The following is a 14699-nucleotide window of genomic DNA, read 5'->3' as shown; positions in this document are numbered from 1 at the left end:
TAAAGGTTTCATCCTATTTTACCTTTTTTGGTCTACCCCCTTGACAATTTGCACTTTTTCTTAACTTGTCACAAATGACTACCGCCAAAGTCTTGCCGATGCACTGAAGCCATACAGTCTTGATGAATTTCCTATCTGCTTTATTGATGCAAAAGACTACTGTGAAGGCATTGACGACAAGGATGATTTTCTGAGAGAAATCAGCCGTTTTCCAACTTTTATTGATGCTCTCAATCAGTTTGTAGAGCGTCGTGGCTCCCTTGCTCGTTTTGATACACCTGTCCGAATTGCTCTAAGCTGCGTTGATGAGGCTCTGTTGAGCTTTACTCGCAACTCTAGCGAAGATTCTGCTTTTTTTGAAGTGCTGACACGGTTATCTCGCACAGTGCGTAAAGAGCGCGATCGCCTGCGAACTAAAGTTAAAAATATAGCCCTTGAGATGTCTTCAGGAGTTGCTAGCGAGGGTAACACTCTTGCCGCAGCAGTAGGTAGCGAGCAGAAATTTGAAAACCTGAATAAACAAGCTGAACTGAATGTGCAGAAGCACTATGAGAAAGCAGAAACCAAGCTGCAAGATGCTGTAAATGTAGCAGTTGAAGATATCCGGCAGGAGGTTGAAAAAGTGCTAGAAGGTGATCTAGTCAAGAGTTTTGTTGCTTGCCTAGATAAAAATCAAAATATATCAGCCCAAAATCTGGGGGCTGGTATGGATATGGAGCGACTAAAAAGCCAAGTTAACTTGCTTAAAAAAATTGGTGAGACGGCCGGGGTGAAGCTGACCACTTTGGCATCGAGGACTTTTGCAAAAACCGCTGCTGAACAAGGATTTCTACGTTCTATAGATGTAGCAGGAAGCGGTTTACATCAAGGTGTTGTGGCTGTGGGAAAATTTGTCGGCTTTAAGTTTAAGCCTTGGCAGGCGGTTGGTATGGCTAAAAACATCGGCAATGCTGCTAAATTCCTGGGACCAGCTCTAGCACTTGTTTCGGTAGGACTAGATATTTTACAAATGCAACAGGAACACGAGCGAGAAAAGCAAATGTCTGATGTTCGTCGCGATATTACGAGCCAATTTCAATTAATAGCAAAAGACTTGGAAAATCAAATTGAAATACAGCTCTTTGAATTTGAGCAACAGGTTTACGGAGAGATTGAGAAGCAAATTGCAGCCGCTCGCCAGAAGGAAGAGGAAGCGATTTCTTCTTCAAATACCTGGGTAAAACAACTGGCAGACATCCGTAAGGATTTTGACGGGATTATCCAGTACATCACGAAGGCAACAGCTAACCCGAATACTTGAAGCGGAAAAAGCGCGATCGCCCTTACGTCCCAAATTGTCAAAAAGTGCGATCGCCCCTACATGAATTATTCAAACTAACTCCGACACACTCAGCCGCCCTTCTACGGCTTCATACTCATCTAGCTCATTAAATTTTTTATCTCTTTTTTTTTGCCTAACACTAATTGATGAGATGAAGACCATGCAGTGACTATATGTAGCGCTTTTTTCTGCTCATTTCGGTCATAAGATAGTTTCAGTGTTTTGCCATCAATGGCAATCACGTTTCGTTCTAATTCCCCGACTATCGCATTTACCCAACTCAAAAAACATTCTTGAAACTGCTGCGGTTCAATTCCGGCAAATAAGGAGACTAAACCTGTCATGAGATAGTATACCATTCGGTAATTATAGAAAGCTTTTTAACCATTCATATTTGGCGTTACCATAGGCTTTTATTGCCACCCATCCGTCCGCACTGCTGATGATAGCTAGAATAGCGATCGATCTAATATCTTTGAGCAAATGTTCTTTACTTCTTTCTATTCTGGGGTCGTTCAAGGTAGCCAAATGTTTTAAACAACTCGCCTTTAAAATATTCACTCTTTGGCAATGAATCTATTTGTTTTTGTTGCGAAGTTACAGTTTTACTAAAACCTCTTGCCCTTGATCACACTCATGAGCTACCATAAACTACATAAAAAATTAGTCGGATATAACTGTAGCATATTTTGGGTTAAAGTTAAGATGCGTTTACCCTGAATCTAAAATCTAAAATCTAAAATCTAAAATCGTATGACTGATTATAAAGGCGATCGACAACCTAGCAATTTAGCAGCTATTCACCAACAAATCAATTGGCTTCAGCAACAGCCAGACGGCATCCTATTTCAACAAAACTCCGGCGACAACTGCATCGCCGTAAAAAAAATAAACTCAGTGCTACTACTGCTTTTAGCAGACAGAGAAACCTTAATCACAAATGTAGCTCAATCAATCCTAGACCTCAACAATCCACTAAATTTAATCTTTCCCTATTCCCGATCCGTGTTGCTAGCATTAGTCTGGAAAACTCACCCAAAAAAAATCTATGTAATCGGATTTGGTGGCGGCACCCTCCCCAGAATTTTCCACCACTATTTCCCTAACGCGATAGTCGAATGTACAGATATTGACCAAAAAGTAGTCGCAGTAGCTCAAAAATTTTTTGGCATTCAATTAGACGACAGACTCAAAGTAGTCATTCAAGACGGGCGCGAATATCTAGCCGAACAAGATTCCACAGTAAAAAACGATATAATTATCGTGGATGCTGGTTTTGGCAGCGGCTATATGCCCTATAGATTGGTGACACAAGAATTTTACCAACTGTGCAAAACTCGCTTGTCAAGCGCAGGTGTTCTAGTTGTCCACCTGTTCCACAAACAAGAGTTTAATGCGGCAGCGGTGAAAACAATTCAAACTGTGTTCGCACAAGTTTATATATGCAATTTAGAAGCCGGCAACAGCGTTGTCATTGCGACTAATGCTCCCGATTTAGCTAAAAATGAAATTTTCTTGAAAGCCGAACTTATTCAAGATTTCCACAATTTAGGATTTTCCTTAATAGAAATGTCGCTCCAGCTAAAAAAAGTAGCCCAATTGCCGGAATGGGTGAAAATTTGGGAAACGCTGCCAATTTTTACAGATGCTGAAATACCCGCCGGATATTTGGACTGATAAATATACACAATTAGGGCTGTTAACGGAATCCGACAAAAAACTCTAATTGTAGGGTGCTTATGGGGGTACCATCGGGCTGTAGGGTGCTTATGGGCGCACAATCCGTATGTCTGTAGCAAATCCCCATCAGTCAAAAGTTGATACTAGAAAACATCAGTCTAAAAAATACTTGACAGTGAAAATCGGGCGGTGTAGTATAGAAGTAGTGCATAGAATGAAAAACATGAGACTAAAAAGTTGGGAGTCTCCTCGCAGCGAGGGTAGAAACTCCAAAGGTAAAGGCGGCTCAGCCAGGGCTCGGCAACTCAAAAAGCAACAGCAAACTCTGCGAAAACAGTTAAAAGCTCAAAACCACCAACAAAACCACCAACAAAACCATCAAGGGAAGGAAACCGATAATTCCTTCCCTTTTTTTGTATCTTTCTGCCGCTCAATCCCGCTGAATGTTCGGACAAATCGTGCGAGTAATGCTCGCCTGCGAGGGTTGCTCTTGCCAGCAGTTGAGAATGCCTTGCAACTCCCTCTTCAAAGTTTCTAAGGCTGCAATTTGCACGGAAATTTCCTCTACCTTAGCCGTGAGATGCTGCTTCGCTTCAGAGCAAGGCAACTCCCCCCGATCGCGAACTTGTAAAATATCCTTAATCTCCTGAAGGCTCAAACCCAGAGTCTGAGATCGTTTAATAAACGCCAACCTGTTAAATACCGTTTCGCCAAACAAGCGATAACCAGCGGGCGATCGCTTTACTGCAGGAGACAGCAAGCCCATCTCCTCATAGTAACGAACAGTTTTCACCGACAAACCACTACAGGCAGCTACAGAGCCAATTTTGTACAGTTTCTCGGCAACAGAAATATTCATACACCAAGCATCCAAGATCGAAAGACTTTCTTGCCCTATCTTTTAGTGCCTCAGATCCAGGGAGTCGATCGGCACCTCGCCCAGTCACCATTGCCCGGTAATCTTAATAAGGAGGATTTTTTTTAGAGACGTTAAGCACGGGCAACTGAGGTCTAGAAGACTGAGGAGGAAGATAGTATTCGGGAGCAGGTGCGGGTTGTTCGGCTGCAGAGCGGTAAAATTGCCACCAGCGGAGAGCCATCGCCACCCCAGCGGTACCCAGCCCAAAAGCCAATAAAGAGCCACTCGCACCCATGCTGCCGATGGCTGCATCGACAACGCCCACTGTCACAACAAAGCTGGTAATTGGTTCTCTACGGTAAGCTGACCTCAAAAGTCGCGTCCACGAAGCATTCATTTGGTTTTACTCTGTTCTATATTTATTTACAAGCTCTAAAACTTAGAGTTGGCGGAACGATCGGGATTTCTAGCTCAAAGACTAGCTTTACCTAAATTAATCTTCTCGCCTGTGGGGAATTGTACGGGAGCGAGGCAAAATTGCCAAGCTAGTCAAATCAAAATTCCACCCCATATACACCTCCAAAAGCCAGCTATTGCATTCGGGAACAGATCTCTCTCGACAGAGAAGTCGCTGGGCTTGTTTCTAATTAATATTTTAATCAATTCCCGAATTTGTCGCGGTCAGCAGAAGTCACACCCGCTGCTGTTCGAGTCAAGACAAAGTGTAAGGCTGACCGCGCCATTGCTAAAATTAGTTGAGACCTAACCAGGACAGCAAGCCCTGGCCTGTGACATACTCGATAATTAAAGTTAGAGAAAAACCGATCATCGCGGCTCGACCGTTAAGGCGTTCCGCGTAGCTGTTGAAGCCAAACTTTGGCTGTTCCAGTTTGGGAGTGACGGTGGGTTGTAGTTGTGTCATTGCTTTGGGTACCTGGCGATCGACGCTATTCAAATGTGAAATCCAATGTTAGTTACAAATCTTAAACATTGCTACTTCTATTATAAAGAGGCTTAACCGCCGTCAACCGTCCCCGAAGAGAAAAAACTGCCGCCAACTAATGCCAATTAATTATACCCGCTCAAAATATGACTAATCAGTTAGATAACGATAAGCTTCCTGTCGCCGTACAGCGAGTAGCCTTTGCCCTTCGTACAACAGGCTGGGTTTGCTTTTGGGTACAGGTAGTGCTGGGGGTGGTAGCGGCGATCATTTTGCTCTTTGCCATCCCCTTCGCCATCCCCAGGGCTAGCGCCGCTGCGGGTTCAACCAGTGCCGGCACCGGCGGCGGCGTATTTTTTGCCATTTGCGGGCTGGCCGTACTCGCTTACAGCGTATATCGCTCTTTCCGCTTCACCCGCTTGTCGAGACAACTGCGATCGCCCGCTAACGCTGTCCGCCCCAAAAAAGCAGACACCATCAAAGAAGTGCGGCTGGCACTTTGGAGCAACTTATCGGGTATGGTGCTGACGCTGATCGGTGCAGAAGCCATCAGCGGTACGCTTTTAGCCAAATCTCTAGCTCAGCCGCAAGCCTTGTTCGGTGCCGCAGTTGATTTGGGTCGATTTATTCAGCCGCTAGATATATTTGTGGTACTCGCCAATACTCACGCCACTGTTGCCCATTTTGTCGGGATTTTCGGGGCTCTTTTTTTGCTCGATCGCATCCACAAGCAATAGACGATCAATAAGTGGGAATTGCGCCTCTCCCACTCTCCCACTCTCTCTTTCTCTCAATCTCCCTCACTCTCCCACTCTCCCCCAACCGACATCCGGAATCACTGCCAACCTGTCGAAGAACGTACTCAGATACCTTCTACTAAGACAACATGAATATCATGGCACTGAAACCCGAGGCTTATTTTGGGGTGACAGATCACCCAACTATTGAAATTTCTCAAGAAAGTTTTCGTTCTGTCCTAGGTCAAATAGAAACTGAACTCCTCTGTAGCGACACCTATAGCCACGCTCTAGCTAGCCTGCAAACAATGTTGGGCGAAGCAGCCTCCGCTGCCGAAATTTTAATTAGAGCAGTTAGCAGAGAAGCCGTCAAACTCGCATTCGATCGATTTCCCAAACAAAACAAAATTGAACCGCAAGTAACCCAAGAGAGTTTTACTACTGTAAGTCCCGTCATTGAGACGGTGACAGAAATTCAAGAATTGGAGCCACCAGTCACTGCTCCTGTCTTCTATTGGCGCAGCGCTAGTGTGGAAGCGCCGCCCCAAACCGAGTCCGAAACTGAAAATTCCGATCGAGACAGCAATACTTCTGAAGACAGCAAACAAGCGCCCCAAGACGAAAATAAAGTCGAGTCGGCTGCACCTGCACCTGTCACAGTGCCCGGAAAATCCTTCCCAGGGTTCGGTTTTCCCAAGAAGCCAAAAAAACTCACCAAGGAAGAAGAAGCAGCTTTAGCCGTTCAACAGCGAGAAGAGTGCTTGCAGGAGTTGGGTAGAGAATTGCGTAAGGGACGGCAAGTTCGCTCCTTATCCCTGCAGCAACTCCACAGTCAAACTCTCGTGCCGTTGCACCACATCGAATCGATCGAAAATGGGGAAATCGACAAACTGCCCCAAGATATTTACGTTAGAGGTTTTATCCGCAGACTCGGCGACGCCTTAGGATTAGACGGCAGCGCTATGGCGAATGCTTTGCCCAAACCCGCTCCGACTCCAATTCCCAGTATGTATGTGTCTGTTTCCGATTCCGACTCAGGCGAAGGCTTTCAAATGCGTCCGGTGCATTTGTACATCGGCTACACCGCTTTGATGGCTGGGGCTGTAGGGGGCTTGGGTTGGCTGTCGCAGCAACCCGTGGTGCCAGGAGCACAGGCAGTACCTCCAACGCAGGTGAAACCGCCAGCCTCAGTTGCACCGGCTCAGAAGACCCCAGAAAAAGCACCTCAACCGGGCTTGAAGAAGTCTAATAACGGGGGATTGATTATGGGGGCTGACATGGCGCCGCCGGAGGTGATTTTTGGTTAGTGTGTGTCGGGCGATCAATCGTCCGACCACTCTCTTGGCGCAGGTGAACTCGGAAACCGGGTTTCCGAATTCACCTCCATACGGATATTTGTTTGAAGAAAGGAGTCCGGGAGAGCAATTATGGTTGAGATTTTAGTTAAATCCCCCACATTCATCCATCTGTCGAGTCAATTCTAAAATCTAAAATCTAAAATCTAAAATCTAAAATCTAAAATCGCCAGCCCGTGTACCCAAAGTGATTTTTCAACTGCATCAGGAAACCCGATATGTGCGATAAACTATCTATTTGACCACTCCTCAAAGAGGTTTCCGATAAGATGAGTTCCCCAGCCACCGCTGCTTTCTCCGATCTCGATCCGCTATCGACTCACTCGCCAACAGCCACGAGTTTGGCGACACCCGACAGTGCTTTGGTAACGGCAGCTCAACTGCCACAAGCATCTTGGACAATAGAAGATAGTGAGAAACTCTACCGAATTCAAGGTTGGGGCGAACCGTATTTTTCGATCAATGCAGCCGGTCACGTTACAGTCTCTCCCAAGGGCGATCGCGGCGGTTCCCTGGACTTATGCGAACTGGTAGAATCCCTGAAACAGCGAAATTTGGCTTTGCCGCTGCTGATTCGATTTTCTGATATTTTGGAAGACCGGATCGAGCGCTTAAATTCGTGTTTTGCCAGAGCGATAGCTCGGTACAATTACAAAAATGTTTATCGCGGTGTCTTTCCAGTAAAATGCAACCAGCACCGACAATTAATTGAAGATTTGGTGCGTTTCGGTCAACCCCATCACTTCGGGCTCGAAGCCGGCTCGAAACCGGAATTAATGATAGCTTTGGCGACCTTAAAAAACCCAGGCGCTTTATTAATTTGTAACGGTTACAAAGACCGCGAATACATCGAAACTGCTATTTTGGCGCAGCGGCTAGGGCAAACTTCCGTAATTGTGCTAGAGCAAATAGAGGAAGTAGAACTCGCAATCGCCGCGAGCAAAGCATTAGGAATTAAACCGATTTTGGGAGTGCGAGCAAAACTCACTACCAAAGGGGTTGGCCGCTGGGGAGGTTCCACGGGCGATCGGGCAAAATTTGGCTTAACAATTCCAGAAATTATGCGTGCAGTCGGCGAACTAGAAAAAGCTGGAATGCTCGATTGTTTGCAGTTACTGCACTTCCACATCGGCTCTCAAATTTCGTCAATTAGTGTCATCAAAGACGCCATTCGAGAAGCCAGCCACATTTATGTAGAATTAGCTAAATTGGGAGCTAATATGAACTACTTGGACGTAGGCGGCGGACTCGGCGTTGACTACGACGGGTCTAAAACAAACTTCCACGCTTCCAAAAACTACAATATGCAAAACTACGCTAACGACGTAGTAGCGGGAGTGAAAGATGCCTGCGACGAGCGCAAAATCCCGGTTCCAATTATCATTAGCGAAAGCGGGCGGGCGATCGCTTCTCACCAATCAGTGTTAGTTTTTGACGTACTCGGTACTAGCGATGTCCCCAGAGAAGTAGCAGAACCAGTAGACGAAAACGCGCACCAAATTCCGCGCAATCTCTACGAAATTTACCAATCTATCAGTCCCGAAAATTACCAAGAAGTTTATCACGATGCCATCCAATTCAAGGAAGAAGCAGTCAGTTTATTTAACTTAGGCTATTTGGGAATTGCGGAACGGGCGAAAACCGAACAGTTGTACTGGGCTTGCTGCGATAAAATACAGACGATCGCGCGGCAAAAAAAATATGTATCGGAGGATTTGGAAGACTTAGAAAAGGTGATGGCGTCTATTTATTACATCAACTTATCTGTTTTCCAGTCTGTACCGGATAGTTGGGCAATTAACCAATTGTTCCCAATTATGCCGATTAACCGACTCGACGAAGAACCAACTCAACGCGGTATTTTAGCCGATATTACCTGCGACAGCGACGGCAAAATCGACCAATTTATCGATTTGCGAGATGTGAAGTCTGTTTTGGAACTGCATACTCTCAAACCTGGAGAACCTTACTATTTGGCGCTATTTTTGGGAGGTGCTTATCAAGAAATTATGGGCAACCTTCACAACTTATTCGGCGATGCTAATGCAGTTCATATTCAGCTAACACCTTCTGGCTATCATATCGAACACGTTGTGAAAGGAGACACTATGAAAGAAGTCCTTAGCTACGTACAGTACGATTCAGAAAATTTGGTTGAAAGCATCCGCCGTCAGACAGAAGCAGCTTTGCAGCAAAATAAAATTACTCTTTCCGAGGCCCAACTTTTGCTGCAAAATTACGAGCGGAGTCTCAGCAAATATACTTATCTTCAGTCTTAAAATGTAGGGTGCAACTTAAGCACATTACCATAATTGAAAGCTGAGATCATAAACGTAAAAGTAGGGTGCGCCTAGCGCACCTTACCTTGAGCAATTAGCAATTGCCACTTAGCAATTAACAATTATGCACCATGACCGAGAATTTCAGATATCGCCCGCCGCTCTTCTCCGTGTTGAGTTGGTAAAACTTGGCGAGCGTCAGTAATCAGCCAATCGAGAGCAGCCGCTTGCAAATCGATCGCAGCCCCGGTTTTATCAACGCAGTAGCGCCCAAACACCAGTTTGTCAACCAACCGCACCTCCGGGCCCAAACGAGAATACTCAAAAATCACGCTGTTTTCCACAGTAGCGCCACTGCAAAGCCAACAATTTGGGCCAATCATTGTCGGGCCGACAATTTTTGCTCCATCCTCAATGATCGTCATCCCCCCAATGTAAACAGGCCCTGTAATATCAACCTTATCCCAGTTGACAGCTACATTCAAACCAGCGTAAATGCCGGGGCGCACTTCAATTCCCGGAATCGAAACATTTTTAACTTGTCCCAGGAGTACGCTCTGAATTGCCCGCCAATAGTCAGGAACTTTGCCGATATCTACCCACTCAAAGTCCATGCTAATCCCGTAAAAAGGCGCGCCTATTTTTACAAGGTGGGGAAATAATTGCGAACCGATATCGTACTCTGTATCAGAGGGAATATAATTGAATATTTCTGGTTCAAAAATGTAAATGCCAGTGTTGATATCGGTACTCAGAGCTTCCTCTACAGAAGGTTTTTCTTGGAAATCTTTAATTTTGCCAGACTCGTCTGTTACCACCACTCCATAACTAGGAACTTCCTCGCGGGGAACCGATTTCATAACAATAGTAGCGATCGCCCCTTTTTCCCGGTGCCACTTCACAGCAGCAGTCAAGTCCAAGTCAATCAAAGCGTCGCCGCACAGCACCACAAAAGTATCGTCAAAAAACGGCGAGAAGTCCTGAATTCGTTTCATGCCACCAGCCGAACCGACAGCCTCTCCAATCATTTCTCCGTCCTCAATTCGCCCTTCAAAAGAATAGGCAATTTGTACCCCAAACTTTTGACCGTCACGGAAGTAGTTTTCAATCACGTCTGCCAGGTGGGAAACATTGACCATAATCTGGTCAAATCCATGCTGGCGGAGCAATTCAACCAAAAACTCCATCACTGGCTTTTGCAGGATGGGAATCATCGGTTTGGGTATTGTCTGAGTAATAGGACGGACGCGAGTGCCTTTACCGGCCGCCAGAATCATCGCTTTCATTCTTAACTTCCTCAACCCTCTGTTAACTGATATCAACTGAACAATTAGATGCTAGCGGTTGCGATCGTCGAATCGATCGAGCACAGCAAAATCCTGACCTCTTTATAGGCGACATCGTACCAGGCTATCAATCATTTATTCCGAATTTACCTGGATTTAAGAAACCAGGTATCGGGAACCAGCAATAACTTCACGCTCCCGCTCTCCGCATCCCAGACTCAGCAACAGAATGCCATAGAGCGAGATTCTGCCTAGAATCTTAACCGACGCAGTGGCATAGTTATTAGTTTCCCCCGAGAACCTAATACCGTGCAAGCTCAAAGCGCGCGGATTTTCAGGTCTTGGTAAAACTCCTCTTGAAGCAACTCTACTTTAGACTGAGCCGATAGGAGCAACAACGCCCAAAAAATACCCACGCGGTCATGATTTGGCAAGTGAACTTCCGCAGTCGATACCGGGAGTTCTGGGTTGACAGGAGAGTGCAAATCGTTATGGTGCCAGAGCTCTAGCAATGTGTCCAAGTCCAGCCAACCCTCGTCAATTTCCGCGCCCCGCTGAGCCAGAAACCGTTCGAGTTCACTAGCAGTTTCTACGAGATTTTCTTGGTGAGCTAGCTCAAAGATAGCTTGGGCCGCTTGCGATCGCATTTTTGAGGTAGGGCGACGCCGGGGTGTAACTGTCTGCTGCTCCATTGCTGCTTTCATTAGCTGCAACTGCTCAATCAGTTCTGGGAGAGTCACCGGTCGTTTTTGCGGTAGTTGAGCTACACCGCGACGGCGCAATTGCCGCTCTAAATGCTGCGGCAAGTGTCGCCCGCCTGAGTGCTCTGCGTCTTCTATTGCCGGCTCGTCGGCCGAGTCGGGATTCGCGGGGGGTTCTGAAAGCACGATACTTTCTGCTTTGAGCAACACCAGCATTGAAGCGTACAAAAACGCTTGGCCGGAGTGGGACAAATCGGAGAAATCCTTACTCTGATCTGCATCGGAGGCGTTCGTAAGCTTGCTCAGACATCGATCGAACACTTCAACTACCTTAACGTCCCAAGGATCAATTTCTCCCCGTTCCGCTAGGTCAATTAAAATTGCGATCCCCTCGGAAATCGTTTCTAAGCCATCTTGGTCTCGGGAAACGGCCATTCGATTTTAGATTTTAGATTTTAGATTTTAGATTTTAGATTTTAGATTTTGCCTCTGGGAAAACGAGAGAGCATATCAAGTTAATTGGCGGTTATTTCAGCAGCTTTGCCCTCAATGGCTGCTATTTCTAAACTTATCGGTTCTCCACTTTCTAACAAAGGTTGTTGACCTTCTACTTCGGCTTTATAGCGTTCAAGATTTTGTTCTAATTCCTGAATCCGCTGCTCTTTTTCGCGAACTTGGCGAATCTCTTGGCGCAACGCGAGGGTTCGCTGCATTCTCGACCACAGACTGAACAGCCACGCTAGTGTAGCCCCTAATCCGGTCGCTACAATTAGTTCTACGCACAGCGGAGCTTTAACTTGGACGCCTTGGATAACTTGAATCGCGACTGGCTGTGTATTTTCGATGCTGAATAATACTAGAGCCAAGCAGATCAGAAAGATGAAGAAGAAATTTAGCGATCGCATTTTCTCTGTTCCTAATTCTTAATTCAGGTCAATCAAATTATTTACTATTTGTCAACTGTTTTTTGACAGATGTTCTCAGTCTTTTTTGATAAGATCAAATCTGGTCAATTAACCATAATATCCGGGGAGGGGCGGGTTTATTGGAGTTCTGAGAGCTGAGTGAAGATATTGGTTAACCCGCCCCTCCAAGACATATCCTCTTTAGGTATGACCGATGTTTTGTGGTTTCTTGCCGATTCCGAGTGCTGGCAATATTTGATATTTCAAAGCAATGCCCGCGGCTACAAATAAGGCAATAATCAGCGCCCCAATTCCTACCGGGCTGGGAATCCAGAATATCGCCTCCAAATAGTTAACTTCTCCGGGTTTGAGCTTCCAAACTAACTGTTTTCCTTGCTGATAGCTTTCGGGAACCAGCGCACCGGCGACAGTTTCAATACTTTCGGCGCCCCAAGGCGTGTTCAAGCTAAAGTCTAGCTCCAAAAGTCCCCCCGGACTCAGCAGCAGACTGCCGTTAGAAGAAAGCAGTGAAAGAGAGCGCAAATCCAATTCCAAACTCAACCGATTTCGCAGCACCAATAACAAATTATTCTGCTTGATATTCAGGTGAGATTCAAACTTCGGCAAATCTGTTTCTAGCGGACTTGCGGTCCGATATTTTGTGGTTGGTGCGATCGGATTGTAAAATTGGTTGAACTTGTCTTGCAACTCGGCTCCATTATTGAAAGGAATCCTCACTAGAACTTCTGTGGGGGAAACCCGTTTAGTTTTTCCGTCCAGCAACCTCACCCGGCGTTCTACGCTTTTCAACCATTCTGCAACAGTTTCGCTGCTGAAGCTCGTCAACCTTTCCCCCAGTTTAATGTGCTGCACGATTTCGCCACGAGTTTGACTCTCAAAGTTAACCCCGACATCGTACTGAACGCATCCAGTAACTAGAGTTAAAAGGCAAAAAACCAAAGGTAAAAAAAAGAAAAAGTGCTTTTTCTTCTTCCGAGTTCCATCCTTGACATTTTGCTCTTTCATTGTACCTTTTTCCCTGTTTTTCCCTATTTGCATGAATTAGCAAAGCGTTGAATTCGCGGCACTGTTTCTGTGTTTCTATTTCCACGTCTGGACTTGCGAACCGCATACCATAAACGCGGTTTATGGGCTACCGAAGGGCAATTTCACAGATGCTGCGTGGCAGAAACCGGGTCTTTTTGAGGTGAGTGCTAAGATTTTTCTAGCAACAGTATCAGCGTCACCTGGAATTAACCGCACTGAACTTATTGCCTAGAAGCTACACCCAACTGTTGAAACAGCATACTCGGCAAATAGGCTGCACCGCCTACCCATTCGGCTTCGCTACTCAAATCTGCCAAATTTTTAAATGCTTCAAAAATGCTGCCTGCCACCATTGTATTCTTGACGCGACCCACAATTTTGCCTTTTTCTACTTTATAGCCTAAGTCCAAATTGACAGAAAATTCGCCAGCTAACTGATTGGACTGACCGGCTCCTAAAACCTGCTCTACTATTAGACCTTCGTCCATGCTAGCAATCAAGTCTTGAGTGGCGGTATTTCCTGGGGAAATGCAAAAGTTAGTCAAATCAGGGCCTGGGCGAGACAATCCGCCACGAAAACCGTTGCCGGTTGATTCTACCCCGGCGCGAGCGGCCCACCTGCGATCCCAATAAAATCCCGTGACAGTACCTTTGTCTATCAAGACTTTGCGGCTGGTGGGTGTACCTTCGTCGTCAAAGGGACAAGCAGAAGGGCCTAAAGTGGGGTCTTCAAAAAAGGTAAAGCGTTCGTCAAATAAGGTTTCGCCGATTTTGTCGGCTAGGGGAGAGGCTTTTTGAACTACTGCTTGACCTGAAAGGATGGTATCAAACAAGCCGCCGAGGGTGCTAGCGGCGGCTCTGGGGGTAAATAATACTGGGTAGGAACCGCTGGTGATGGTGGCTGAATGTTCGGCGAGGCGGTATTTTTCGAGGAGTGATTGGAGGATGCTGTCGGTGTCCAGGGGACGATCGCACGCTACGTCGTAACTGTATGCTTGCATAAAGTCTTCTCCCTTTACCAAATTTCCCGCGATCGTCCCGCTGATTATTTGGCTGCTTCTTTCGGCATACAGGTCTTGCGTGGTGGCAATTTTCACGCGGCCGCTGCGGACGTGGAAGCCGACATCTACCATAATATCGGGATTGTAGGCGTGAACTTGCTCGATCAGGTTTTTGCCGTTTTCTACTAATTCTTGAGTTGTGGGCGGAGTGTAGGTGGTTTCCGGGCCTTTTAGGTGAAAGTTGGAGGCGAGTTCAAATTCTGCGGGGTCGCCGATTTCGGCTGTTTGAATCGCTGCATCTACTAAATCGTCTATCCGCGTTAAATCTGTGGAACTGGCAAAACCGATTTTGCCTTGGTATATCAGCCGGAGTGCTACGCCTTGCAGTGCTTTGGTTTGCAGGGATTTGAGGCGATTGTTTTCAAATTCGATGGGCGTGTCTTGACTCGACAGGTAGTAGACTTCAGCCGCATCGGCGCGCTGAGAGGCCAATTTCAAAATCTGGTCTACGGTTGAATCGCTCACAATAATAGCCTTTCTGGTTGGGTCTTTTTTTTATTTTAGCAATTATCGCTATTCAACTTC

At 46.1% G+C, this 14699-nt stretch carries 15 protein-coding genes; 5 read left to right on the top strand and 10 right to left on the bottom strand.

Annotated elements, in window-relative coordinates:
- Positions 1–103 precede the first annotated feature (103 nt).
- Entirely contained in the window at positions 104–1300 is a 1197-nt protein-coding gene (locus QUA25_RS01305; protein WP_333034954.1) for a LeoA/HP0731 family dynamin-like GTPase, read from the top strand.
- A 119-nt stretch (positions 1301–1419) separates the two neighbouring features.
- Here the strand turns inward: QUA25_RS01305 and QUA25_RS01300 are convergent, their stop codons facing one another.
- Positions 1420–1665, bottom strand: coding sequence for an ISAs1 family transposase (locus QUA25_RS01300; protein ID WP_333034946.1), 246 nt, complete (start codon positions 1663–1665; stop codon positions 1420–1422).
- Positions 1666–1687: 22 nt separating this feature from the next.
- Entirely contained in the window at positions 1688–1882 is a 195-nt protein-coding gene (locus QUA25_RS01295) for a transposase family protein (protein ID WP_333034945.1), read from the bottom strand.
- 192 nt (positions 1883–2074) lie between these two features.
- Between QUA25_RS01295 and QUA25_RS01290 the strand changes: the two genes are divergently transcribed.
- The gene (locus tag QUA25_RS01290) at positions 2075–2998 is read left to right on the top strand and encodes a fused MFS/spermidine synthase (protein WP_333034944.1); all 924 of its coding nucleotides are present in this window, start codon (positions 2075–2077) and stop codon (positions 2996–2998) included.
- Between the two features lie 433 nt (positions 2999–3431).
- Here the strand turns inward: QUA25_RS01290 and QUA25_RS01285 are convergent, their stop codons facing one another.
- From QUA25_RS01285 to QUA25_RS01275, 3 genes are all read right to left on the bottom strand, one after another.
- Complete coding sequence (locus tag QUA25_RS01285; RefSeq protein ID WP_006632299.1) at positions 3432–3860, bottom strand: heavy metal-responsive transcriptional regulator; 429 nt, start codon at positions 3858–3860, stop codon at positions 3432–3434.
- Between the two features lie 103 nt (positions 3861–3963).
- The gene (locus QUA25_RS01280) at positions 3964–4257 is read right to left on the bottom strand and encodes a hypothetical protein (RefSeq protein WP_333034943.1); all 294 of its coding nucleotides are present in this window, start codon (positions 4255–4257) and stop codon (positions 3964–3966) included.
- A 354-nt stretch (positions 4258–4611) separates the two neighbouring features.
- On the bottom strand, positions 4612–4782 hold the full coding sequence (locus QUA25_RS01275) for a hypothetical protein (protein ID WP_172186391.1): 171 nt from the start codon (positions 4780–4782) through the stop codon (positions 4612–4614).
- A gap of 167 nt (positions 4783–4949) precedes the next feature.
- Here QUA25_RS01275 and QUA25_RS01270 point away from each other — a divergent pair, with 167 nt between their 5' ends.
- The 3 genes from QUA25_RS01270 to speA all read left to right on the top strand — a co-directional run bounded on the left by QUA25_RS01270 (position 4950) and on the right by speA (position 9174).
- Positions 4950–5540, top strand: coding sequence for a DUF3611 family protein (locus QUA25_RS01270; protein WP_333034942.1), 591 nt, complete (start codon positions 4950–4952; stop codon positions 5538–5540).
- Between the two features lie 158 nt (positions 5541–5698).
- The gene (locus QUA25_RS01265) at positions 5699–6847 is read left to right on the top strand and encodes a helix-turn-helix domain-containing protein (RefSeq protein ID WP_333034941.1); all 1149 of its coding nucleotides are present in this window, start codon (positions 5699–5701) and stop codon (positions 6845–6847) included.
- 317 nt (positions 6848–7164) lie between these two features.
- Positions 7165–9174 carry a biosynthetic arginine decarboxylase gene (gene speA / locus QUA25_RS01260; protein WP_333034940.1) on the top strand — a complete coding sequence of 670 codons (2010 nt, stop codon included), beginning with the start codon at positions 7165–7167 and terminating at the stop codon, positions 9172–9174.
- A 122-nt stretch (positions 9175–9296) separates the two neighbouring features.
- Here speA and QUA25_RS01255 read toward each other — a convergent pair whose 3' ends face one another.
- The 5 genes from QUA25_RS01255 to QUA25_RS01235 all read right to left on the bottom strand — a co-directional run bounded on the left by QUA25_RS01255 (position 9297) and on the right by QUA25_RS01235 (position 14639).
- On the bottom strand, positions 9297–10460 hold the full coding sequence (locus QUA25_RS01255) for an NDP-sugar synthase (protein ID WP_333034939.1): 1164 nt from the start codon (positions 10458–10460) through the stop codon (positions 9297–9299).
- A gap of 317 nt (positions 10461–10777) precedes the next feature.
- Entirely contained in the window at positions 10778–11596 is an 819-nt protein-coding gene (locus tag QUA25_RS01250; RefSeq protein WP_333034938.1) for a ScpA family protein, read from the bottom strand.
- 80 nt (positions 11597–11676) lie between these two features.
- Complete coding sequence (locus QUA25_RS01245; RefSeq protein ID WP_333034937.1) at positions 11677–12066, bottom strand: LapA family protein; 390 nt, start codon at positions 12064–12066, stop codon at positions 11677–11679.
- A 201-nt stretch (positions 12067–12267) separates the two neighbouring features.
- On the bottom strand, positions 12268–13092 hold the full coding sequence (locus QUA25_RS01240; RefSeq protein ID WP_333034934.1) for a DUF3153 domain-containing protein: 825 nt from the start codon (positions 13090–13092) through the stop codon (positions 12268–12270).
- A gap of 242 nt (positions 13093–13334) precedes the next feature.
- A complete protein-coding gene (locus tag QUA25_RS01235) occupies positions 13335–14639 on the bottom strand; it encodes a metallopeptidase TldD-related protein (RefSeq protein ID WP_333034932.1) in 1305 nt (434 codons plus the stop codon).
- Positions 14640–14699: the final 60 nt, after the last annotated feature.

Origin of the sequence: Microcoleus sp. Pol17C6, assembly GCF_036701145.1 — a bacterium.
Classification (GTDB): domain Bacteria; phylum Cyanobacteriota; class Cyanobacteriia; order Cyanobacteriales; family Microcoleaceae; genus Microcoleus.
Note: the sequence above shows the minus strand (reverse complement) of the source record. Positions and strands in the feature narration are given on the sequence as shown.